Here is a 20,002-nt window from a genome sequence, read left to right as displayed (position 1 = left end):
TCCTACTACCCGACTGCTAATAATGCGCCAGCCGACCGAAGTATTCCAAACCCGCCCTCGCCTACCTCAACTCTGCGTCCCTGTCCAGCCCACGCAGAGCAACGCAAAGTTGTGAGGGACCCCATTTGGGGTGGGCGGGGGGATTCTCTACGGTTGGTCCGTGCCACGCCTGCTTCGAGTCGTCGTCATCAGCGGAATCGCCCTCGCCACGGTCCTCCTGGTGATCGCCGGTACCGTCGTCTTCGTCGTCCGCCACTCGTTCCCGACGTACGACGGAACCATCGAGCTGAACGGCCTGGACGGCGAGGTCAGCGTGGTCCGGGACGCCAACGGGATCCCGCAGATCTACGCCGACACCCCGGCCGACCTGTTCGCGGCGCAGGGCTACGTGCACGCGCAGGACCGGTTCTTCGAGATGGACTTCCGCCGGCACGTGACGTCCGGCCGGTTGAGCGAGCTGTTCGGCGAGACCGCGCTCGAGACCGACAAGTTCGTCCGGACCCTGGGCTGGCGGCGGGTGGCGGAGAAGGAGCTGCCGCTGCTCAGCCCGACCACCCGGCAGTACCTCGACGACTACGCGCGTGGCGTCAACGCGTACCTCTCCACGCACAGCGGCTCCGGCCTCAGCCTCGAGTACGGCGTCCTGTCCCTCCAGCCCGGCGGGCCGAAGAACTACACGCCGGAGCCGTGGACCGCGGCCGACTCGTTGTCGTGGCTGAAGGCGATGGCGTGGGACCTGGGCGGCAACATGGACGAGGAGGTCACTCGGACGAAGCTGCTGGCCGCGATGCCGGCGCGCAACGTCGAGAGCCTCTACCCGCAGTACCCGTACGACCGGAACCAGCCGATCCTGTCCGCCGGCTCGATCGGCAAGGACGGCAAGTTCACCACCGCTCCGGTCAGCAACGAGGTCCGGCGCGGCATGCTCACCCAGGACCTGCTCAAGTCGCTGGACTCGGTGCAGAAGGTCGCCAAGGGCCTGCCTGAGCTGCTCGGCCAGGGCGACGGCGTCGGATCGAACTCCTGGGTGGTCTCCGGTGACCACACCACCACCGGCAAGCCGCTGCTGGCCAACGACCCGCACCTCGGCGCGACCATGCCGGGCATCTGGACGCAGGTGGGCCTGCACTGCAACAACGTCGGCAAGTCGTGCCCGTTCGACGTCTCCGGCTTCAGCTTCTCCGGCCTGCCCGGTGTGGTGATCGGCCACAACAACGCGATCTCCTGGGGCTTCACCAACCTCGACCCGGACGTCCAGGACCTGTACCTGGAGCGGATCGAGGGCAACAACGTCCTCTACAACAACAAGTGGCGCGCGATGGCCACCCGCGAGGAGACGTTCAAGGTGGCCGGCCAGGACGAGCCGGTGAAGATCACCGTCCGCGAGACCCGGCACGGTCCGCTCATCTCCGATGTCGGTGACGACGAGCGCAAGCTGGGCGAGTCGGCGGCGGCGCAGGCGAAGTACCCGACGGCGTACGGCGTCGCGCTGCAGTGGACCGCACTGAACCCGGGCCGGACCGCCGACGCGCTGTTCGCGATCAACACCGCGCAGAACTGGACCGAGTTCCGCGCCGCCGCGCAGCAGTTCCAGGTGCCCTCGCAGAACCTGGTGTACGCCGACACCGATGGCCACATCGGCTACCAGGCGCCCGGACTGATCCCGATCCGCACCACCGGCCGCGGTGACTGGCCGGTTCCGGGCTGGGATCCGAAGTACGCCTGGAAGGGGTACGTCCCCTTCGACGCGTTGCCGACCGAGTTCGATCCACCGGACGGCGTCATCGTCACCGCTAACCAGGCAGTCGTGCCGAACACGTACCCGTACTACCTGACCAACTCCTGGGACTACGGCTACCGCTCGCAGCAGATCCTCGACCGGATCAAGCAGGCGGGGAAGCTGGACGCGAACGCGATGGCGTCGATCCAGCTGGACACCAAGAGCAAGGCGGCCGAGATGCTGGTGCCGTACCTGCTCCGGATCAGCATCGACGACACGTTCGACAAGCAGGGCCAGGACATCCTGCGGAACTGGGACTTCACCCAGCCGCCGGACTCGGCAGCCGCGGCGTACTTCAACGTGGTCTGGCGGAACCTGCTCGCGCTGACCTTCCACGACCAGCTCCCCGAAGGCACGTGGCCGGACGGCGGCTCACGCTGGTTCGAGGTGATCCACACGCTCATCGGGCAGCAGAACAGCGGCTGGTGGGACAACATGGGGACGCCGCAGCGGGAGAGCCGCGACGACATCCTCCGCGAGGCCCTGATCAACGCGCGGACCGAGATCACCCAGAAGATGGCGCGGGAGCCGTCCAACTGGGAGTGGGGCCGGCTGCACAGGTTGACGCTGACCAACCAGACCCTGGGCAAGTCCGGGATCGGAGCGGTCGAGAAGATCTTCAACCGCGGCCCGTACGAGCTGGGCGGCGGTACGTCGATCGTCGACGCCACCGGCTGGGACGCCGCCGAGGGGTACGACGTGACCGCGACGCCGTCGATGCGGATGGTCGTGGACCTGTCGGACTTCGACAAGTCCCGCTGGGTCAACCTGACCGGTGTGTCCGGACACGCGTTCTCGTCGAACTACACCGACCAGACCGAGCTCTGGGTCAAGGGCGAAACCCTCCAGTGGGCCTACACCAAGGGCGCTGTGGAGGCGACCCGCAAGCACTCCCTGACCTTCACCAAGCCGGACCGCTAACGGCCGCCTGCGAACGGCATGTCGCGCCACTGGGCGGCGAACATGCGGATGCCGTCGGCCAGGGCTGGGAACTGTGGGACCAGGGGAGTGCACACCAGGACCTGCAGTGCGCGCGCCAGGTCCATCACCTGCTGGACCTGCGGGTCCAGCGTCGGGAGACCACGGGAGCGTGCGCCCTCGTCGTAGGCATGGCACAGGTCAGGGCCGAAGCCTGCGAGGTCCCACTCCAGTGGGCCGATGGTCACGTCCTCGAAGTCGGCCCAGAGCGGTCCGTCGACGGTGGTGATCAGGTTCCACGACGGTGCGTCGCCGTGGAGCGGCTGCACGGTTGCGGACGGGAAGGCCGCCTCGAACCCGGCCCTGCTGGTCAGGATCGGTTCCAGCACCTTCCACTCGGCTCTCGCCCGGTCCACGTCTTCCTGCTCGAGCAGACCCGGCACCGCCTCGGCCGCCGCCAGGCCCGGGCCGATCAGCCGCAGGGGAGTCATCCAGGGCAGCTCTCCCGGGTACTTCGCAAGCTGGGCGTGCAGATCGGCCACGCGGGCGGTTGCCCCGGCATAGTCCGGTTCAGCAGCCTTGTCCACCTCGACGTACGTCCAGAAGGTCATGGACAGTCCGTCCTGCTCCTTCGGCTCCAGCGGCACCAGCGGACTCGGCGGCACCACGGGGAACCCCTGTCCCGCCAGCCAGGCCACCACGTCCAGCTCGCGCTGCTGGCGACGTACGGCGGGCTCTGGTTCCTGTAGGCCGCCTGGGAGGTTCATCGGTACCCGTGCGACCACTGGTGACGGCAGCAGGTGCACGACCGTGGAGAACGCCTCGTAGAGGACAGTCGCGTCGGTGACCGTGAGGCCGAGAGTGCGTGCGGCTGTGGCTGCGGCTTGGACCGCGGTCTCAGTCATCCCCTGATCCTCGCAGTGGGATCAAGCGATTTGGTGTCAGCGCGGCGTCCACCGGCCTGTCGTGGGGGTCGGACGGTAGGGCGTCGACGACCTCCGTGTCGTACACGGCTGCCCAGACCGGCGTACCGGGTCGGACGCGGGCGAGCGCACGGTCGTACGAGCCGCCGCCGCGGCCGAGGCGCACACCGTCAGGGGCAACCGCTACGGCCGGGCAGATGACCAGATCGGCGGTAGCGATCGCGTCGGAGCCCAGGTCGGTCGGCGGTTCGGACAGGCCGAGCCGACCGGGCACCAGGTCCGCTGCACCGGGCGCAACACCCCAGCCGAGGTCGTTGTCGGCGTACAGGATCGGCAACAGCACCTCCCGGTTCGTCGCGAGCAGCCAGTCGATCAGCGCACCGGTCTGCGGCTCAGGTCCCATGGACACGTAGAGAGCGACTCGGTACACCTGGGGCAGCACCTGTTGGGCGCTCGCCAGCAGTCCCTCCGCGCGCGGGCGGAGCCTGCGCGCCTCCAGGAAGTGCTGCCGCGCCGCGGCCTTCGTCTGGAACACGTTCTGATCGTATGAGCGTGACGCGCGCAACACTGGGATTACCTGCCGTCCCCTAGGGTTGGTGCATGGGTGAGGTGGGTCTCAGACAAGCGCAGGAGAAGATGCGTGCGGCCGGTGCTGCCGACGTCGCGATACGTGTCTTCACGCACTACTACCGGATGCTCGAGTCCGGACAGCAGGGCAAGATCCGCGAGGACGACATCGAGCCGGTGGGCGACCTGCCGCACCTGGACCACCTGGACACCGACCCGGAGGCGCTCCGCGCGGCGCTGGCCGAGACGGTGGTCATCAAGCTCAACGGCGGCCTCGGTACGTCGATGGGCGTCACCGGCCCGAAGTCCGCGCTGCCGGTCAAGGACGGGCTGAGCTTCCTCGACATCATCGCCCGCCAGATCCTGAGCACCCGGCGTGCGTACGACGTACCGCTGCCGCTGGTGCTGATGAACTCGTTCCGCACCAGGACCGAGTCGCTGCAGATCCTCAGCGAGTACGACGGACTCGCGGTGGACGGCCTGCCGCTCGACTTCCTGCAGAACATGGAGCCGAAGCTGCTCGCCGACGACCTGACGCCGGCCGAGTGGGAGCCGGACCCGGAGCTCGCCTGGTGCCCGCCCGGGCACGGCGACCTGTTCACCGCGCTGGTTGCCTCGGGCACCCTCGACGCGCTGCGGGACCACGGTTTCCGGCACGCGTTCATCTCGAACGCGGACAACCTCGGCGCCACCCCGGACCCGCGGATCGCGGCCTGGATGGCCGAGCACGACGTACCGTTCGGGATGGAGGTCTGCCGGCGGACGCGGTCCGACCGCAAGGGCGGGCACGTCGCGGTGCGGAAGTCCGACGGGCGGCTGATCCTGCGCGACAGCGCGCAGGTGGCCGACGAGGACACGCAGTACTTCCAGGACGTCACCCGGCACCGGATGTTCAACACGAACAACCTGTGGATCGACCTGGACCGGCTCGCCGAGCTGATGGACGGGCACGACGGGATCCTCGGGCTGCCGATCCTCGTGAACCGCAAGACCGTCGACCCGGCCGACCCGTCCTCGCCGAAGGTGATCCAACTGGAGACCGGGATGGGGACCGCGATCGAGACCTTCGACGGATCGCAGGCGGTGATCGTGGACCGCAGCCGGTTCAAGCCGGTGAAGACGACGAACGACCTGCTGGTGCTGCGCTCGGACGTGTACGAGCTCGACGAGACCGGCGACCTGACCACGACCCACGAGGGCGACGAGCCGTACGTCGACCTGGACCCCGAGTACTACAAGATCCTCGCCGACTTCGACGCCCGGTTCCCCGCCGGGTCACCGTCCCTGGTCGGCGCCGACCGGCTGGAGGTGCGCGGTGACGTTGCCTTCGGCAAGGATGTGGTGGTGGTCGGGGACGTCGAGGTGACGGCGCCCGACGGTGAGCGCCGGGTGATTCCCGACGGGACCGAGCTGCGTTGAGCGTGGGCGACCTGCTCGTCCGGCCGCTGGAGCCCTACGACACCGACGAGGCCGCTGCGGTCTGGTGGCGCTCGCGGCACACGGAGGACTCCCAGCTGCCGTCCGCGATCCACACCGCGGAGCAGGTCGCCGCATGGTTCGCCGACGTACTGCTGCCGGACGCGCAGACCTGGGTCGCCCTCGACGACGGCCGGATCGTCGCGGTCCTCACCCTCGACGGTGACGACCTCGACCAGCTGTACGTCGCCCCGGACGCGGCGGGCCGGGGCATCGGCTCCGCCCTCGTCGACCTCGCCAAGGATCTTCGCCCCGGCGGTCTGGCGTTGTGGACCTTCCAGACCAACACGCGCGCGCAGGACTTCTACCGGCGGCACGACTTCCTTGAGGTACGCCGTACCGACGGCTCGGCGAACGAGGAACGCGCCCCGGACGTCCGCATGGTCTGGGGCGACCACCCGGAATCGGACCCCACCTAGAACCCAACCGGACTTCTTCGCGCACCCGTCCGGAACTTGGCGTCGAAACGTGCGAGCCGTGGATTAGGGTCGAGCTCGTGAGACGGAGTGTGGATGAGCATCTAGAGGTCGTACTCGGACGGGTGGCGGCCCTGCCGGCGTTCGACCAGCCGTTGATGGACGCGGTCGGGTTGGTGCTCTGTGAGGACATCGTCTCGGGGGTGAGCCTGCCGGGGTTCGACAACTCCGCCATGGACGGGTACGCCGTTCAGGCGGGCGACCTGGGCGGGGCCTCGGACGAGAACCCGATCAGCCTGCCGGTGGTCGGCGAGTTCCGGGCCGGGCGCAGCGAGCCGATCGTGGTGACCCCCGGGACCTGTGTGCGGATCATGACCGGTGCGCCGATGCCGCGTGGGGCGGACAGTGTCGTGCCGGTCGAGTGGACCGACGGCGGGACGGTCACCGTGCGGATCACGCAGCAGCCGCAGCTTGGTGCCTCGGTCCGGCGTGCGGGCGAGGACGTGACCGCCGGGACGCAGGTGCTCGACAGCGACACGGTCCTCGGTCCGCGGCAGATCGCCGTACTCGCCGCGGTCGGGCGGTCCCGGGTGAAGGCACGTCCGCGACCACGGGTCGTGGTGATCTCGACCGGGGCCGAGCTGCGGGAGCCGGGGAGCCGGCTGGGCGACGGGCAGATCTACGACTCGAACAGCTACACCCTGGCGGCGTGCGCGCGCGATGCCGGGGCGGTGGCGTACCGCGTCGGCATCGTCGACGACGATCCCAAGCGGATCATGGACACGCTGTCCGACCAGTTGGTGCGTGCCGACCTGGTCATCACCACCGGCGGCGTGAGCATGGGCGCGTACGACATCGTGAAGGAAGAGCTGTCCAAACTCGGCACGGTGGACTTCCCGCAGGTCGCGATGCAGCCGGGCAAGCCGCAGGGGTTCGGCGTGATCGGCGAGGACGAGGTGCCGATCTTCACGCTGCCCGGCAACCCGGTCTCGGCGTACATCTCGTTCGAGGTCTTCGTGCGGCCGGCGCTGCGCAAGATGATGGGGCAGATGCCGTACCGGCGTTCCCTGGTGCCGGGCGTGACGCTCGACGGGTTCAGCTCGCCCGCGGGGCGGCGGCAGTTCGTCCGCGCTGCGGCCACGTCCGGCGACGAGGGCTGGATGGCCAGTACAGTCGGCGGGCACGGCTCGCACCTGCTCGGCGGGTTGAGCCGGGCGAACGCACTGATCGTCGTGCCCGAGGACGTCACCTCGGTCCGCGCCGGCGACCAGATCGAGCTGATGCTGCTGGATGAGGAGACCGGATGACGCAGGACCCGGGCGCGACCATCGGTTCCGGTACGCCGGGAGCCGGTGGGCTGACCCACGTCGACGAGGCCGGGGCCGCGCGGATGGTCGACGTGTCCGCGAAGGACACCACGGTCCGGCGAGCCGTTGCCAGCGGCAAGGTTATGGTGTCCGCCGAGGTCGTCGCGGCGCTGCGCGGTGACGGTGTACCGAAGGGGGACGCGCTCGGCGTCGCCCGGATCGCCGGGATCATGGGCGCGAAGCGCACACCGGACCTGGTTCCGCTGTGCCACCCCATCGCGATCACCGGGGCCAAGGTCGACCTTGAGGTCGCGGACGACGCCGTACTGATCCAGGCGCAGGTGAAGACCACCGACCGGACCGGTGTCGAGATGGAGGCGTTGACCGCGGTCGCCGTCGCCGGGCTGGCCGTGATCGACATGGTGAAGGCGCTGGATCCGGCTGCGGTGCTGACCGACGTACGGGTGGAGCTGAAAGAAGGCGGTAAGACCGGGCACTGGGAGCGGGCGTGAAGGCTCTCGTTGTCAGTGTCTCCAACCGCGCCGCCGCTGGGGTCTATACCGACACCACAGGTCCGTTGATTGCGGAACGGCTGGCATCTTGGGGCTTTGACGTCTCAGGACCTCAGGTGGTCCCGGACGGTGCGCCGGTCGGGGAGGCGCTACGTGCGGCGGTCGAGGCGTCGTACGACGTAGTGCTGACGACAGGTGGTACCGGGATCTCGCCGACTGACGAGACACCCGAGCAGACAGCGGCTGTGCTGTCGAAGGTCGTGCCGGGGATTGCTGAAGCCATCCGGGCCTACGGCGTGGCGAACGGCATACCGACGGCGGCTCTGTCACGTGGGCTGGCCGGTGTCGCGGGTACGACGGTCATCGTCAACCTGCCTGGTTCGCGGGGCGGTGTGAAGGACGGTCTCGCCGTACTGGAGCCACTGCTGCGACATGCGGTCGAGCAAGTGCACGGTGGGGACCATGTGCGGACGGATGGCGACTGATGGCGGTCGTGCAGTGGCCTGTGGAGCTGAAGCACGGGCAGGTCGGGCTACGGCCGTTGCGAGCCGGCGACGGCAGTGAGTGGGCCGCCGCGCGCCAGCGGAACGTCAGCTGGCTGCGGCCCTGGGACGCGACCCAGCCGCCCGGTGCGGACGACGGCGCGCGCACGTTCCGCGCGATGGCACGCGACTGGAACCGGCAAGCGCGGTACGGGCGGATGCTGCCGTTCGTCATCACGTACGGCGGTGCGGCGGGCGCCGGTGCACGAGCGAAATGGCCCCTGGTCGGACAGCTCACCGTGTCCGGAATCACCTACGGGTCGGCGCGCTGGGCGAACCTCGGCTACTGGGTCGACGAGCAGTACGCGGGTCGCGGCATCGTGCCCACGGCCGTCGCGATGGCCGCCGACCACTGCTGGTTCACCCTTGGCCTGCACAGGATCGAAGTGGCGATCCGCCCCGAGAACAAGGCAAGTCTGCGCGTCGTCGAGAAGCTCGGCTTCCGGTTCGAAGGCGAGCGGCCGCGGTTCCTGCACATCGACGGCGACTGGCGCGATCACCGCATCTTCGCGCTCAATGTCGAAGAGGTCGGGCCCGGTCTCGTATCGCGATTAACCTGACTACCCTGCGTGCTATTCACATCAGTCACACGAGTCTTCTTGCGACACACCGTCCCACGTACCTCATCTGGCCCTATCCGCACCTTAGCGTCGTCGCATGGGGACGACAGGGCTGATCTATGTGGCGATCGTCGCCGCGTGGGCCGCCTACCTCGTCCCGATGTGGCTGAAGCGGGGCGAAGAGGCGCGGCGCCGTCCGGTCGTGCCGTCGTCCGACGAGGCGCGCGTGCTGTCCCGCGACTCGTCGCGGACCCGGTACGTCGTACGCCCGGCCGGAACCACCACCGCCGGCGACTCGTCGCCACCCAAGCGGTACGTCCCCAACCGAGCCCGCCGGGTGGCCGCCATGCGCCGCCGGCGGGTGCTGTCGATCCTGACCCTTTCACTGCTGTCCGTCGTGGCGCTCGCCGGTCTGGCGATGCTGGCGTGGTGGACCGTCGCGATCCCGGGCACGTTGATCGCCGGCTTCGTCGTACTCACCCGAGTGCAACTGCGCAGGCAGGCCCGCGCCCGGACGCAGACCGCGGCCGAACGTCGTGCCCGCACGCAAGGTCGCCACGACCGCGGCCCGGCCGGCAAGCCGGCGCCGTCGCCCGACGAAGAGATGACCATCGAGGTCAAGCTCCCCGCCGAGCCCACCCCCAAGCCTGCCGCGGCGAAGCAGGAGAAGCCGGCCGCCGAGGGCCTGTGGGACCCCGTGCCGGTCACGCTTCCGACGTACGTCATGAAGGAAAAGGCACCCGACCGCACGGTCCGGACCATCTCCCTCACCGACGACGAAGTCTTCTCCAGCGCCCGTACGACGGACCCGTCCGAGAGGCCTGCCGCAGCCGAAGCGCCGACCCCCCAGCCGGCCGAAGAGATCGAGGTCAAGCGGGCCGTCGGCGACTGATAACCGGTTTTAGTCTGCGGGCCTGTCCGTGTTAGAGTTTCGCGGTCGCCAGGGAAACCAGACGACCAGCTTTGGGGCTGTGGCGCAGTTGGTAGCGCGCTTCGTTCGCAACGAAGAGGCCAGGGGTTCGAATCCCCTCAGCTCCACGAAGCCGATGGGCGAGGTGTGTCGCGCAGTTCCTGCGCTGACCGCCTCGCCTTCGTCATTTGTGCGGCTGCGCTTCGCTTGCCGCGCGGCGGGGGCTCCGCCACCCGCACCCCCTGCGCCTTCGCTTCGCTCGGCTCCTGGGTCGGGTTGGGCAGTTAGCTCGGCTCCTGGGTTGGGTTGGGCGGTCGGCTTGGCTTCTGGGTTGGGTTGGGTGGTCGGCTCGCCGGCGTGGCTGGGTTTTGTGGTTAGAACATCGGGTGGTTGCTTATGGCAACTGGGTGTTGGGCCATAGGTTGCCTAGGCCGCCGGTTAGGAGATCGAAGGCCTGGTTGGCGGCTGCTGCTGCGGCCGGGTAGGCCTGGTCGGCGCGGGCGCCTGCTACGGCGCGTTCGTAGTTGGCCATCGAGAGGGTCCACTGGACTGAAACGATCTGGGCGGCGGCTAGGCGGGCGGGGAGTTCGGCGGTGTCTGCGGTCTCGTGGAGGGCGGCGGCCAGTTGGGTTTCGGAAGACTCGTTGAACTGCAGCATGCGAGCCATCAGTTGTGGTGCGGATCGCAGCAGGTCGTACAGGTGGAGCACTTCCGGTACGTCGGTGAGGCCGGTCACTGGGTCGTGCCTGCGGAGGGCGTCCAGGTAGTGCTCGTGCAGAGCGGCCAGGGGCGACTGGCCGGCCGGACGGGCGCGCACCACGCGCGCGGGCTCGTCCTCGTGGTCGGCGAACCGGTGGACGACTAGGTCCTCCTTGGTCGGGAAGTAGGCGAACAGGGTCCGCCGCGAGACGTCCGCAGCCTCCGCGACCTGAGTGATCGACACCTGGTCGAACCCGTGCTCGATGAACAGCGAGATGGCCGCCTCCGAGATCGCCGCCCGGGTCCGGAGCTTCTTCCGCTCACGCAACGTCATGCGGAGACTTTAGCACTCAGTGCTACTCTGCACTTAGTCTACTTTTGCACTGAGGGGAGCTTCCCATGGACGTGTTGGTCGCCGGAGCCGGTCCTACCGGGCTGATGCTGGCGTATGAGCTGGCGCTCGCCGGAGTCGACGTGACCGTTCTCGAACGGTTGGACGCGCGGCTCGAACAGACAAAGGGCGGCGCGCTGCAGGCCCGTACCGCCGAGGTGCTGGAGATGCGCGGACTGCTCGGCCCGATCCAGGCGCGGGAGTTGCCGCGCGAGGCGGTCGGCGGGCACTTCGCCGGACTCTCGGTGCCGCTCGACGCGACGTCGTGGAACACCCGTCACCCGTACCCGATCTCGGTGCCGCAATGGATCGTCGAAGAAGAACTGGAACGCGCCGCGGTAGCGCGCGGCGCACGCATCCTGCGAGGTGCGGAGGTCACGGCGGTGGCGCAGGACGGCGAGGGCGTCACGGTGACCGCTGGTGGTACGACGTTGCGCGCGAGGTATCTCGTCGCGTGCGACGGCGCGCACAGTACGGTCCGCAAGGTCCTCGACGTACCGTTCCCCGGCCGGCCCGGGACGTTCCGCGCGGTGCTCACCGACGTACGGCTGTCGTCGGTGTCCGATCAGGTGCCGGTGACCGCGGGCCATTTCAGTACGTTGACGAAGCAGGGCGACGACTACTGGGGCATGCTCGTGCCGGTCGGCGAGAAGAAGTACCGGTTCACCTTCGGGCGGGACGGAGTCGCGTCGCCGGATGAGACGCAGGATGCGCTGACCGCCTTGTACGGCGAGGAAACCAGGCTTGGCGAGGTGCTGAACGCGTCCGAGTTCGGCGACGCCACGCGACAGTTGGAGTCCTATCGGTACGGGCGGATCTTCTTCGCCGGGGATGCGGCGCACATTCACCCGCCGTTCGGCGGGCAGGGGCTCAACCTCGGCGTACAGGACGCGTTCAACCTCGGCTGGAAGCTCGCGTCCGCGGTCCACGGCACGGCTGATGTGTTGGACACGTACCAGACCGAGCGGCATCCGATGGCTGCGCGCGTACTGCGCCACACCGCCGCGCAACGGGTCTTCGCCCTCCCGGGCGCGAGTGAGGACGTCGTCGAGCTGCGCGAGATCTTCACGGATCTCATGCGGTTGCCTGACTCCAACCGGTACCTCGCCGGCATGATGTCCGGCCTCGACGCATCGGACCGGATCCCCGACCTCGAGCTGGTCACCGACGACGGCCCGACCTGGCTCTCCGCCCTGCTGCACCCCGGCCGCGCCCTCCTCCTCGACTTCGGCACCCGCACCTGGCCAACCACCGGGTCCTCGCGCGTGAACGTCGTACAGGTCAAGCCCGACGGCGAGCACGACGCCCTACTCATCCGCCCCGACGGCGTACTCATCGCGTCAGGGATGTCTCAGGTTGAGAAACGCGTCAGCTATTCTTGACTCATTCCAGAAAACGCGGAAGACTCTGGGACGTGCCGACGGTGGAGGAGCTTCAGGGGCTGTTGCGTGGGGCTTCGCTGCGGGTGACTCGGCCGCGGCTGGCGGTGCTGGCCGCGGTGTACGGGCATCCGCATGCGGATACCGATTCGATTATCGGTGCCGTGCGCAACGAATTGCCCCAGGCGTCGCACCAGGCGGTGTACGACTCGCTGCACACCCTGACGGCGGCGGGCCTGGTGCGGCGGATCCAGCCGCTGGGGTCGGTGGCGCGGTACGAATCGCGCGTCGGTGACAACCATCACCACGCTGTCTGCCGGTCGTGCGGCGCCATCGCCGACGTCGACTGTGCGGTCGGGCATGCGCCCTGCCTGACCGCGTCCGAGGACCACGGGTTCGTCATCGACGAGGCCGAGGTCATCTATTGGGGCCTGTGCGCGGACTGCGCACGACGTACCTGACTTCCTGTGAAAACGTCCAGTCTGGAAGGAATCTGATGTCCGAGAACCATGAGCCCCTGCCCGGTGAAGCCTCCGCGGAGAGCCGCGGCGAGAGTGGCGCCGAGACCGGTGGCTGCCCGGTGAACCACGGTCAGGGCGTGCACCCGACCAGCGGGAACGCCAACCGCGAATGGTGGCCGAACCAGCTGAACCTGAAGATCCTGGCGAAGAACCCGGCCGTCGCGAACCCGCTCGGCGAGGAGTTCGACTACGCCGCGGAGTTCAAGACCCTGGACCTGGCGGCAGTGAAGGCGGACATCGCCGAGGTACTGACCACCTCGCAGGACTGGTGGCCGGCCGACTTCGGGAACTACGGCCCGCTGATGATCCGGATGGCCTGGCACAGCGCCGGCACGTACCGGATCCACGACGGCCGCGGTGGCGCGGGCGCCGGGCAGCAGCGGTTCGCGCCGCTGAACAGCTGGCCGGACAACGGCAACCTGGACAAGGCCCGCCGGCTGCTGTGGCCGGTGAAGAAGAAGTACGGACAGAAGATCTCCTGGGCCGACCTGATGGTCCTCACCGGCAACGTCGCGCTGGAGACCATGGGCTTCAAGACCTTCGGGTACGCCGGCGGTCGCGAGGACGTGTGGGAGCCGGAGACCGACGTGTACTGGGGTCCGGAGACCACCTGGCTCGACGACAAGCGGTACTCCGGTGACCGCGACCTCGAGCGCCCGCTCGGTGCGGTCCAGATGGGCCTCATCTACGTGAACCCGGAAGGCCCGAACGGCAACCCGGACCCGATCGCGGCGGCCCGCGACATCCGCGAGACGTTCGGCCGGATGGCGATGAACGACGAGGAGACCGTCGCGCTGATCGCCGGTGGTCACACGTTCGGCAAGACCCACGGCGCCGGCCCGGCGGAGAACGTCGGCGCCGAGCCGGAGGCCGCGTCGATCGAGCAGCAGGGCCTGGGCTGGAAGAGCACGTACAACAGCGGCAAGGGCAAGGACGCGATCACCAGCGGCCTCGAGGTCACCTGGACCACGAAGCCGACGCAGTGGTCGAGCGACTTCTTCGACATCCTGTTCGGCTTCGAGTGGGAGCTGTCGCAGAGCCCGGCCGGCGCGAACCAGTGGGTCGCGAAGGACGCCGAGGCGATCATCCCGGACGCGTACGACGGCCCGAAGAAACTGCCGACGATGCTGACCACCGACCTGTCGCTGCGGTTCGACCCGATCTACGAGCCGATCTCGCGACGGTTCAAGGAGGACCCGGACGCGTTCGCCGACGCGTTCGCGCGCGCCTGGTACAAGCTGACCCACCGCGACATGGGCCCGCGCGTCCGGTACCTCGGCACCGAGGTTCCGAGCGAAGTGCTGATCTGGCAGGACCCGCTGCCGGCCGTGGACCACGAGCTGATCAACGCCGACGACGTGACCGCGCTGAAGGCCGCGATCGCAGCGTCCGGTCTGTCGGTGGCGCAGCTGGTCTCGACCGCGTGGGCGTCGGCGTCGACGTTCCGTGGCAGTGACAAGCGCGGCGGCGCCAACGGCGCCCGCATCCGCCTGCAGCCGCAGAGCGGGTGGGAGGTCAACAACCCCGATGAGCTCGCGCAGGTACTGCGGACGCTCGAGGGCATCCAGCAGTCGTTCGGCAAGCCGGTCTCGCTGGCCGACGTGATCGTCCTCGCCGGCGGTGTCGGTGTTGAGGTCGCGGCGAAGAACGCCGGGTACGACGTCGTCGTACCGTTCACGCCTGGTCGGGTGGACGCGTCCGCGGAGCAGACCGACTCCGACTCGTTCGCCGCGCTCGAGCCGGTCGCGGACGGGTTCCGCAACTACTACGGCAAGGGCAACCGGCTCCCGGCCGAGTACCTGCTGCTCGACCGCGCGAACCTGCTCAAGCTGAGCGCTCCGGAGCTGACGGTCCTGGTCGGCGGTCTCCGCGTTCTCGGCGCGAACTACGACGGTTCGAAGTACGGCGTACTGACCGAGAACCCCGGCACGCTCACGAACGACTACTTCGTGAACCTGCTCGACCTCGGCACCGAGTGGCACGCCGCCGACGGGAGCGAGGAGACGTTCGAGGCCACCGTCAACGGTGAGGTCAAGTGGACCGGCACCCGCGCTGACCTGGTCTTCGGCTCGAACTCCGAACTCCGCGCCATCGCCGAGGTCTACGCCAGCGACGACGCCCAGCAGAAGTTCGTCGACGAGTTCGTCACCGCCTGGCACAAGGTAATGGAACTCGACCGCTTCGACCTCCGCGGCTGACACCAACGAACAGGCTCCCCCGCGGGGGAGCCTGTTCGCTTGTCAGCGGGAGTGGCCGTGCTTGGCTTCCTTGGCCTCCTTGCCGCGGATGACCGCGGCGAGGGTCTTGTCGTCGACCCCGGCGTCCTTGAGTTGCTGGTAGTTCTCGTGCAGGCTGCCGGCCGGGGCTCGGAAGCCGGAGCCGGTGAACTTGTCGACCAGACCCGCGGCCTCCTTGGGATCCCGTGCGTCGCCCAGGCGAGCGCGGGCCTCTTCGTCGCTGATCTTGTCGTCCATTCGGCTCTCCTCGACTGTTCGCAACGTGTCTGACCTGCGATCCTTCCGCAGCCCGGGTTCACCAGCATCAGCTGCTGCAGGTACGGGGTGTGGCTGACGGGGCCGGACCGTTGGGGTCTACGAGGACGGGGCGTAGGTCGGTGATCTGCAGAGGGATGGAGCGGCTGAAGTCGAGCGGGATGTCGCCCTGCATGCCGCCGCCGGTCCAGTGCACTGTCCAGTACGCCGTTGCCGTGACGCTGTAGTTGCCGGACTTCTCGCAGCGGGAGGACTTGGCGTACTTGTAGCCGCACGTAGGAGATGACGGCATGTCTTTGAGGGACTTGCCAGCCGCCATCTCGCGAGTGAACGCGGTGCCGGCGCCCTTACAGGTAACGGTGTCACCGGCACCCATCGCCCACTCGATCCGGTCGACAGTCCCGGTCGCAGTGATAGACACGCCACCGAGCGCCGCAGTCTTGGCCTGCGGCCCAGTCGTCGTCGGCCCCGGATCGGTAACCCACATCCAAATCGGCACATTCACGATCCCGACGCGATTAGCACTCTGCACGTACGGCGAAACCCGCAACTGCGGCGCAACAAAGTTCATCGTCTTCACCACCTGCTGAGCCGCAACCCGCGGATCAATGGTCCGAGTCTCGCCCGGCTCCCGGATCACCGGCTCGAACCGCTCGATACCTTCCGGCTTGCCGTCGACAACATCGAGAATCACCCAGCACCAGTAGTACTTCGTACCCGGCGGCCGGTCGGCGCTCTGCGTTATCGTAGGCAGCGGCCCGGGCGCCAGCGTCAGGTAACAGTGCGACGCCGCATCAAAGAACCCGTTCTCCGTCCGGCACGGGACAACCTGCCCTTCGAACACACACGCAGACCCACCCGGCTTCTTGCTCCCAGGCGTCGTCTCGACGGACGTCTTGGGCGGGTTCCCGTCGTCGCCGACGCGCAGCAGGCATTTACCGGTCACTGGATCCCTGTCGCAATCAGGAACAGACGGTATCGACGTCGGCGGTACAGAAGGCGTCTGGGGAGCGAGCGGAGCACCGACGAGCAGGCTGAGCGCCAAGAGCGAGGACGTCAGCATGAGGCGCCCTGGTTCTTGCCCTTGACGACCTTCCAGACTCCGCCGAGCAGTTGTAGGTCGCGGTTGTCGAGCCAGCGAGTCGGCGTCCCCGGCACCCGGACGGTCTTGCCGCTCGAGTCGACGGCTCGAGACTTGGACGTGTCGTAGCAGGCCTGGACCGAGGCGGTCGTGATGGTGGCGCCTGGGGGACCCGTCTTCACCGCCTTGGCCCAAACGATCTCGATGCTCCCGATCGTCTTGATCTTCTCGCCCCGGTACCTCTCGGCTTGAATCTGCGACTTGGCGAGCTCGACTCCGGACGCGACCTTCGGCAAGTCCTGTACCGCCGTACCGCCGCTTGCCGTCATCGTGCTGATCACGGCGATGTACCGACGGTAGGCAGTAACCGCCGCGTCGCCGGCCGCCTTGGATTCGTCGACTGGAGTGCTGGCTGCGCTGGATGGTGGAGAAGTCGGGGTCGTGTTGGGTTGGCCGGCTTCGGGGGAGCCTTGGCAGGCGGTTAGCGCGAGGAGGGCGCAGAGGGCTGCGGTGGTGGGTCCGAGGGCCGGTCGGCGCGGCATGGGGGCTCCGTTCTTTGGTGCTGGCGCGTTAAGCGTCGCATACGGAGGGTGTTCGCCGACCCGGATATCCACAGCTCTGCAGCTTCCTGCAAGCGTGGTTGGAGGCTGTGGATAAGTGGGTTTGGGTAGGTGGGGGCGTCGTAGGGTCGGGGTATGGCTACTGAGGGTTCGGCGATTCGGTCGGTGGATGACGTACGGCGGGATGTCGCGGGTGTGCTGAGCCGGTTCCGGCGGGGGCGGACGATGGCGTTCAGCTTCGGCGATGGTGGGGTGCCGGAGGCTGTGCTGCTGACGTACGACCAGTTCGAGGACCTTGGCGGCGAGTCGAAGTTCGAGCGTCGCCCTGGGGTGGTTGCGGCTGAGGTCGTGGGCGCGGAGCTGGTGTCGATGGTGGCTGCGATCCGGGCAGGGTCGTTCGTGCCGGTGGTGTGGGGTGACGCCGGCGAGCCGGAGGCCGTGATCATGTCGACCTCGCAGTACCGCCAGCTGCGCGGCGACGACGAGCCCCCGCCCGGCACGGTCGACGACCCGACCCGCCGCGTCTACGCCAGCGAGCCCCTTCCGACCAGCCGCACGATGACCGTCGACGAGTTCGCCGCGATGATGGGGCCGGATGCGCAGCGGATTCTGGACGAGATTCGCCGTGAAGAAGACGGGTCTCCGTGACGGCTCCCGTCCGGTATGAGCTGATCATCGGCGACGGCTTCGCGATGGACTTCCGGCGTCTCATGGCAGCGGCAGGGCGGAAACCCGGCGGGCCGGAAGACTATGTCCGGCAGCAAGTCCTTCGTGAGATGGAGGAGCTAGCGGCCGGGACCACGGATGGGCGGCATGCGTTGGGGTATGAGTCTGGGAAGGGGGATTTGCGGGATTGCGTTACTGCTTATCTGCGGTCTGATCCGCAGCAGAAGGCGGACTATCGGTTGGTGTTTCGGGAGATGCCGCCTGCTGAAGCCGGCGGTATTCCCCGGCGGGAGTTGCTGGCTGTGAAGCCGCGGCAAGGTTCCGGCAACATCTACGAGCACACGTGCGCGCGGCTCCATCGAAACCTCCACGACCGTCAGCCGGGTCTCAACGCGTTCGGTGACCGGATGCCGAGCCTCAAACAGAACCAGGCCCAACGCCAAGCCGAACTCGATGCGAATCGCGCGATTGCGCACGCCTTCTCCGGTCAGGTGCCCTTGGCAACTTCGCGCCGATTGGCGACGTCCGGATTCGGGCACCATCGAGCAAACTCCCCACCACGACAGGACCACAGCCTCGACCGCTGACGACGGCAAGCGCCGCGGACTGTACTTCCAGGCCATCACAATTGCGCCGTGGCGCGGGGTGTGAGCGTGCAGGGCGTCGTATGCGGCAATTGTGATGGCCTGGGCGTCCGTATTGACGGCCGGGAAGTGCCGGCGGATGGAGGGCTTGGGGTACGTTCGCGCCATGGCGAAATATCCCAGGGTCCGCGAGCAGCACATCGCGGTTTTCGGAGAGAGCGGTTCCGGGAAGACGGTGCTTGTTTCCTCGTTCTTCGGCCCGACGCAGGAGGGCTCGTATTCGAATGACCTCTGGGACCTCGTCGCGGACGACACCGGCCAGGGGAACCGGCTCTACCAGAACTACCTCGGGATGAGGGATCGCGCGAGGGCGCCGATGCCTACGCGGTTCGAGGCCACGACCTACTACTTCTCGGTGAAGCTCAAGGGCGGGGACAGCGCGGCCGCGAAGAAGCGGCCGTTCGATGCCCTGCGACTCGCATGGCACGACTACCCGGGGGAATGGTTCGAGGAGTCGCCGAGCAGCGAGGAAGAGGCCAATCGCCGTGTCGACACGTTCCGGTCGCTGCTGCGTTCCGATGTCGCGATCCTGCTGGTGGACGGCCAGAAGTTGCTGGACTACGCCGGCGAGGAGGAGCGGTACCTCAAGTCGCTCCTGACGAACTTCCGCCAAGGCGTACTGCGACTCAAGGACGACCTGCTGGACGACGAGGGCCGCCTGGTCGAGTTCCCGCGCATCTGGATCATGGCACTGTCCAAGGCGGATCTCTTTCCGGACTGGGATGTCCACGCCTTCCGCGATCTCGTGATCGAGAAGGCCGCCAGTCACCTCGACGACCTGCGCTCGACGCTCAAGGACCTCGTGGACACGCCTGACGCGCTGTCGGTGGGCGAGGACTTCATGCTGCTCTCCTCGGCCAAGTTCGAGCTCTCCGCCGCTGGTCCGGAGCCGTTGGAGATTGATGTGACCCAACGGGTCGGGCTCGACCTCATCCTGCCGGTGGCCTCGATGCTTCCCCTGGAGCGCCGAGTGCAGTGGAGCGAGCGGATGGAGATCCCGAGGCAGGTGCTGGACACCCTGGCGGACGGCGCCGAGACACTGGCCGCCGTCCTGACGGGCGGGAAGACCCTTGGTGTCGACAAGCTGGTTGCGCTGCTGCCGAAGGTCGGCCCCCTGGCGGGCCTGGCCGCGCTCCCTGTCTTGACTGCAGCCGCGAAGATGGCCGGGTCGCAACTCAGGGAGATCAACGCCCAGGCCCGCGACCACCACGACTTCCTGACTGCGACGCTCACGCAGTTCAAGTTGGACCTGGACCAAGGCGTCAAGGACAAGCTGCTCATCAGGAGCCTCAAGTGAGCAGTAACGACCTACCCGAGAACCTCATCTGGGCTACTCGAGGGCGTTCCTGGGGGTTTCGGTTCCTCCTCGACGGAGGGGAGTCCGACCCACTTTCGGAGTACGAACGTAGTTTCGCGGGTCTCGAGGACGAGCCGACGACGTGGCGCCGTACTGCCGGGAAGGTTGCTCTGCGGTTTCCCGACCCGTTGGGGCGGAAGGATTCGGCCGGTCGCGTCATCCCGCACGAGTTCGTCGTGCCCGGAGACTTGGCCGACGAGATGCAGTCTGTCGAAGACGGACTGCATCTCATCTGGCCGCTCGTTGCAGAGGCCTATGCCAGAGTCTGGGATGCCAAGGGCCCACCAGACCTCGGCTAGCC

The 20,002-nt window shown here is 68.0% G+C and carries 21 protein-coding genes and 1 tRNA gene; 16 read left to right on the top strand and 6 right to left on the bottom strand.

Annotation, left to right across the window (positions count from 1 at the left end; all coding sequences use genetic code 11):
* The first annotated feature begins 160 nt into the window (after positions 1 to 160).
* Positions 161 to 2,701 (top strand): penicillin acylase family protein, encoded by a 2,541-nt coding sequence (locus tag OHB24_RS03740; RefSeq protein ID WP_327637523.1) that lies wholly within the window; start codon positions 161 to 163, stop codon positions 2,699 to 2,701.
* On the opposite strand, the gene OHB24_RS03735 is transcribed toward OHB24_RS03740, so the two are convergent.
* Both OHB24_RS03735 and OHB24_RS03730 read right to left on the bottom strand, forming a co-directional pair.
* On the bottom strand, positions 2,698 to 3,603 hold the full coding sequence (locus OHB24_RS03735) for a phosphotransferase (protein ID WP_327637522.1): 906 nt from the start codon (positions 3,601 to 3,603) through the stop codon (positions 2,698 to 2,700). The two genes, OHB24_RS03740 and OHB24_RS03735, sit on opposite strands and share 4 nt — an antisense overlap.
* A complete protein-coding gene (locus tag OHB24_RS03730) occupies positions 3,596 to 4,156 on the bottom strand; it encodes a 5-formyltetrahydrofolate cyclo-ligase (protein ID WP_327637521.1) in 561 nt (186 codons plus the stop codon). Before OHB24_RS03730 ends, OHB24_RS03735 begins: the two co-directional genes overlap by 8 nt.
* A 65-nt stretch (positions 4,157 to 4,221) precedes the next feature.
* Between OHB24_RS03730 and OHB24_RS03725 the strand changes: the two genes are divergently transcribed.
* The 8 genes from OHB24_RS03725 (at position 4,222) to OHB24_RS03690 (ending at position 10,039) form a co-directional block, all read left to right on the top strand.
* Positions 4,222 to 5,607 (top strand): UTP--glucose-1-phosphate uridylyltransferase, encoded by a 1,386-nt coding sequence (locus OHB24_RS03725; protein ID WP_327637520.1) that lies wholly within the window; start codon positions 4,222 to 4,224, stop codon positions 5,605 to 5,607.
* A 2-nt stretch (positions 5,608 to 5,609) separates the two neighbouring features.
* Positions 5,610 to 6,083 carry a GNAT family N-acetyltransferase gene (locus OHB24_RS03720; RefSeq protein WP_327637519.1) on the top strand — a complete coding sequence of 158 codons (474 nt, stop codon included), beginning with the start codon at positions 5,610 to 5,612 and terminating at the stop codon, positions 6,081 to 6,083.
* Positions 6,084 to 6,160: 77 nt separating this feature from the next.
* The gene (gene glp, locus OHB24_RS03715) at positions 6,161 to 7,387 is read left to right on the top strand and encodes a molybdotransferase-like divisome protein Glp (RefSeq protein ID WP_327637518.1); all 1,227 of its coding nucleotides are present in this window, start codon (positions 6,161 to 6,163) and stop codon (positions 7,385 to 7,387) included.
* The gene (moaC, locus tag OHB24_RS03710) at positions 7,384 to 7,899 is read left to right on the top strand and encodes a cyclic pyranopterin monophosphate synthase MoaC (protein ID WP_327637517.1); all 516 of its coding nucleotides are present in this window, start codon (positions 7,384 to 7,386) and stop codon (positions 7,897 to 7,899) included. The genes glp and moaC overlap by 4 nt, the downstream gene beginning before the upstream one ends.
* The gene (locus OHB24_RS03705; RefSeq protein ID WP_327637516.1) at positions 7,896 to 8,384 is read left to right on the top strand and encodes a MogA/MoaB family molybdenum cofactor biosynthesis protein; all 489 of its coding nucleotides are present in this window, start codon (positions 7,896 to 7,898) and stop codon (positions 8,382 to 8,384) included. The genes moaC and OHB24_RS03705 overlap by 4 nt, the downstream gene beginning before the upstream one ends.
* Positions 8,384 to 9,001, top strand: a complete 618-nt coding sequence (locus tag OHB24_RS03700; RefSeq protein WP_327637514.1) for a GNAT family N-acetyltransferase — start codon at positions 8,384 to 8,386, stop codon at positions 8,999 to 9,001. Before OHB24_RS03705 ends, OHB24_RS03700 begins: the two co-directional genes overlap by 1 nt.
* Positions 9,002 to 9,098: 97 nt before the next feature.
* The gene (gene sepX / locus OHB24_RS03695) at positions 9,099 to 9,893 is read left to right on the top strand and encodes a divisome protein SepX/GlpR (protein ID WP_327637512.1); all 795 of its coding nucleotides are present in this window, start codon (positions 9,099 to 9,101) and stop codon (positions 9,891 to 9,893) included.
* 73 nt (positions 9,894 to 9,966) lie between these two features.
* A tRNA-Ala gene (locus OHB24_RS03690) sits at positions 9,967 to 10,039 on the top strand.
* 266 nt (positions 10,040 to 10,305) lie between these two features.
* On the opposite strand, the gene OHB24_RS03685 is transcribed toward OHB24_RS03690, so the two are convergent.
* Positions 10,306 to 10,944: a TetR/AcrR family transcriptional regulator gene (locus OHB24_RS03685; RefSeq protein ID WP_327637511.1), complete on the bottom strand. Its 639-nt coding sequence runs from the start codon at positions 10,942 to 10,944 to the stop codon at positions 10,306 to 10,308.
* A gap of 65 nt (positions 10,945 to 11,009) precedes the next feature.
* On the opposite strand from OHB24_RS03685, the gene OHB24_RS03680 reads away from it, so the two are divergent.
* Genes OHB24_RS03680 through katG form a run of 3 tightly spaced genes read left to right on the top strand, consistent with a single transcriptional unit; the run spans position 11,010 to position 15,099 of the window.
* Positions 11,010 to 12,383: an FAD-dependent oxidoreductase gene (locus OHB24_RS03680; RefSeq protein WP_327637510.1), complete on the top strand. Its 1,374-nt coding sequence runs from the start codon at positions 11,010 to 11,012 to the stop codon at positions 12,381 to 12,383.
* Positions 12,384 to 12,415: 32 nt separating this feature from the next.
* Positions 12,416 to 12,841, top strand: coding sequence for a Fur family transcriptional regulator (locus OHB24_RS03675; RefSeq protein ID WP_241998270.1), 426 nt, complete (start codon positions 12,416 to 12,418; stop codon positions 12,839 to 12,841).
* A 35-nt stretch (positions 12,842 to 12,876) separates the two neighbouring features.
* A complete protein-coding gene (gene katG, locus OHB24_RS03670) occupies positions 12,877 to 15,099 on the top strand; it encodes a catalase/peroxidase HPI (RefSeq protein WP_327637509.1) in 2,223 nt (740 codons plus the stop codon).
* Between the two features lie 42 nt (positions 15,100 to 15,141).
* On the opposite strand, the gene OHB24_RS03665 is transcribed toward katG, so the two are convergent.
* From OHB24_RS03665 to OHB24_RS03655, 3 genes are all read right to left on the bottom strand, one after another.
* Positions 15,142 to 15,375 (bottom strand): hypothetical protein, encoded by a 234-nt coding sequence (locus OHB24_RS03665; RefSeq protein WP_327637508.1) that lies wholly within the window; start codon positions 15,373 to 15,375, stop codon positions 15,142 to 15,144.
* A gap of 67 nt (positions 15,376 to 15,442) precedes the next feature.
* Entirely contained in the window at positions 15,443 to 16,339 is an 897-nt protein-coding gene (locus OHB24_RS03660; RefSeq protein ID WP_327637507.1) for a hypothetical protein, read from the bottom strand.
* Positions 16,340 to 16,449: 110 nt separating this feature from the next.
* A complete protein-coding gene (locus OHB24_RS03655; protein ID WP_327637506.1) occupies positions 16,450 to 17,016 on the bottom strand; it encodes a hypothetical protein in 567 nt (188 codons plus the stop codon).
* A 153-nt stretch (positions 17,017 to 17,169) separates the two neighbouring features.
* On the opposite strand from OHB24_RS03655, the gene OHB24_RS03650 reads away from it, so the two are divergent.
* From OHB24_RS03650 to OHB24_RS03635, 4 genes are all read left to right on the top strand, one after another.
* The gene (locus OHB24_RS03650; RefSeq protein WP_327637505.1) at positions 17,170 to 17,682 is read left to right on the top strand and encodes a hypothetical protein; all 513 of its coding nucleotides are present in this window, start codon (positions 17,170 to 17,172) and stop codon (positions 17,680 to 17,682) included.
* Positions 17,679 to 18,287 (top strand): hypothetical protein, encoded by a 609-nt coding sequence (locus tag OHB24_RS03645; RefSeq protein ID WP_327637504.1) that lies wholly within the window; start codon positions 17,679 to 17,681, stop codon positions 18,285 to 18,287. The genes OHB24_RS03650 and OHB24_RS03645 overlap by 4 nt, the downstream gene beginning before the upstream one ends.
* A gap of 163 nt (positions 18,288 to 18,450) precedes the next feature.
* On the top strand, positions 18,451 to 19,641 hold the full coding sequence (locus OHB24_RS03640) for a TRAFAC clade GTPase domain-containing protein (protein ID WP_327637503.1): 1,191 nt from the start codon (positions 18,451 to 18,453) through the stop codon (positions 19,639 to 19,641).
* The gene (locus OHB24_RS03635) at positions 19,638 to 20,000 is read left to right on the top strand and encodes a hypothetical protein (protein WP_327637502.1); all 363 of its coding nucleotides are present in this window, start codon (positions 19,638 to 19,640) and stop codon (positions 19,998 to 20,000) included. Before OHB24_RS03640 ends, OHB24_RS03635 begins: the two co-directional genes overlap by 4 nt.
* Positions 20,001 to 20,002: the final 2 nt, after the last annotated feature.

Origin of the sequence: Kribbella sp. NBC_00482, from assembly GCF_036013725.1 — a bacterium.
Classification (GTDB): domain Bacteria; phylum Actinomycetota; class Actinomycetes; order Propionibacteriales; family Kribbellaceae; genus Kribbella.
Note: the sequence above shows the minus strand (reverse complement) of the source record. Positions and strands in the feature narration are given on the sequence as shown.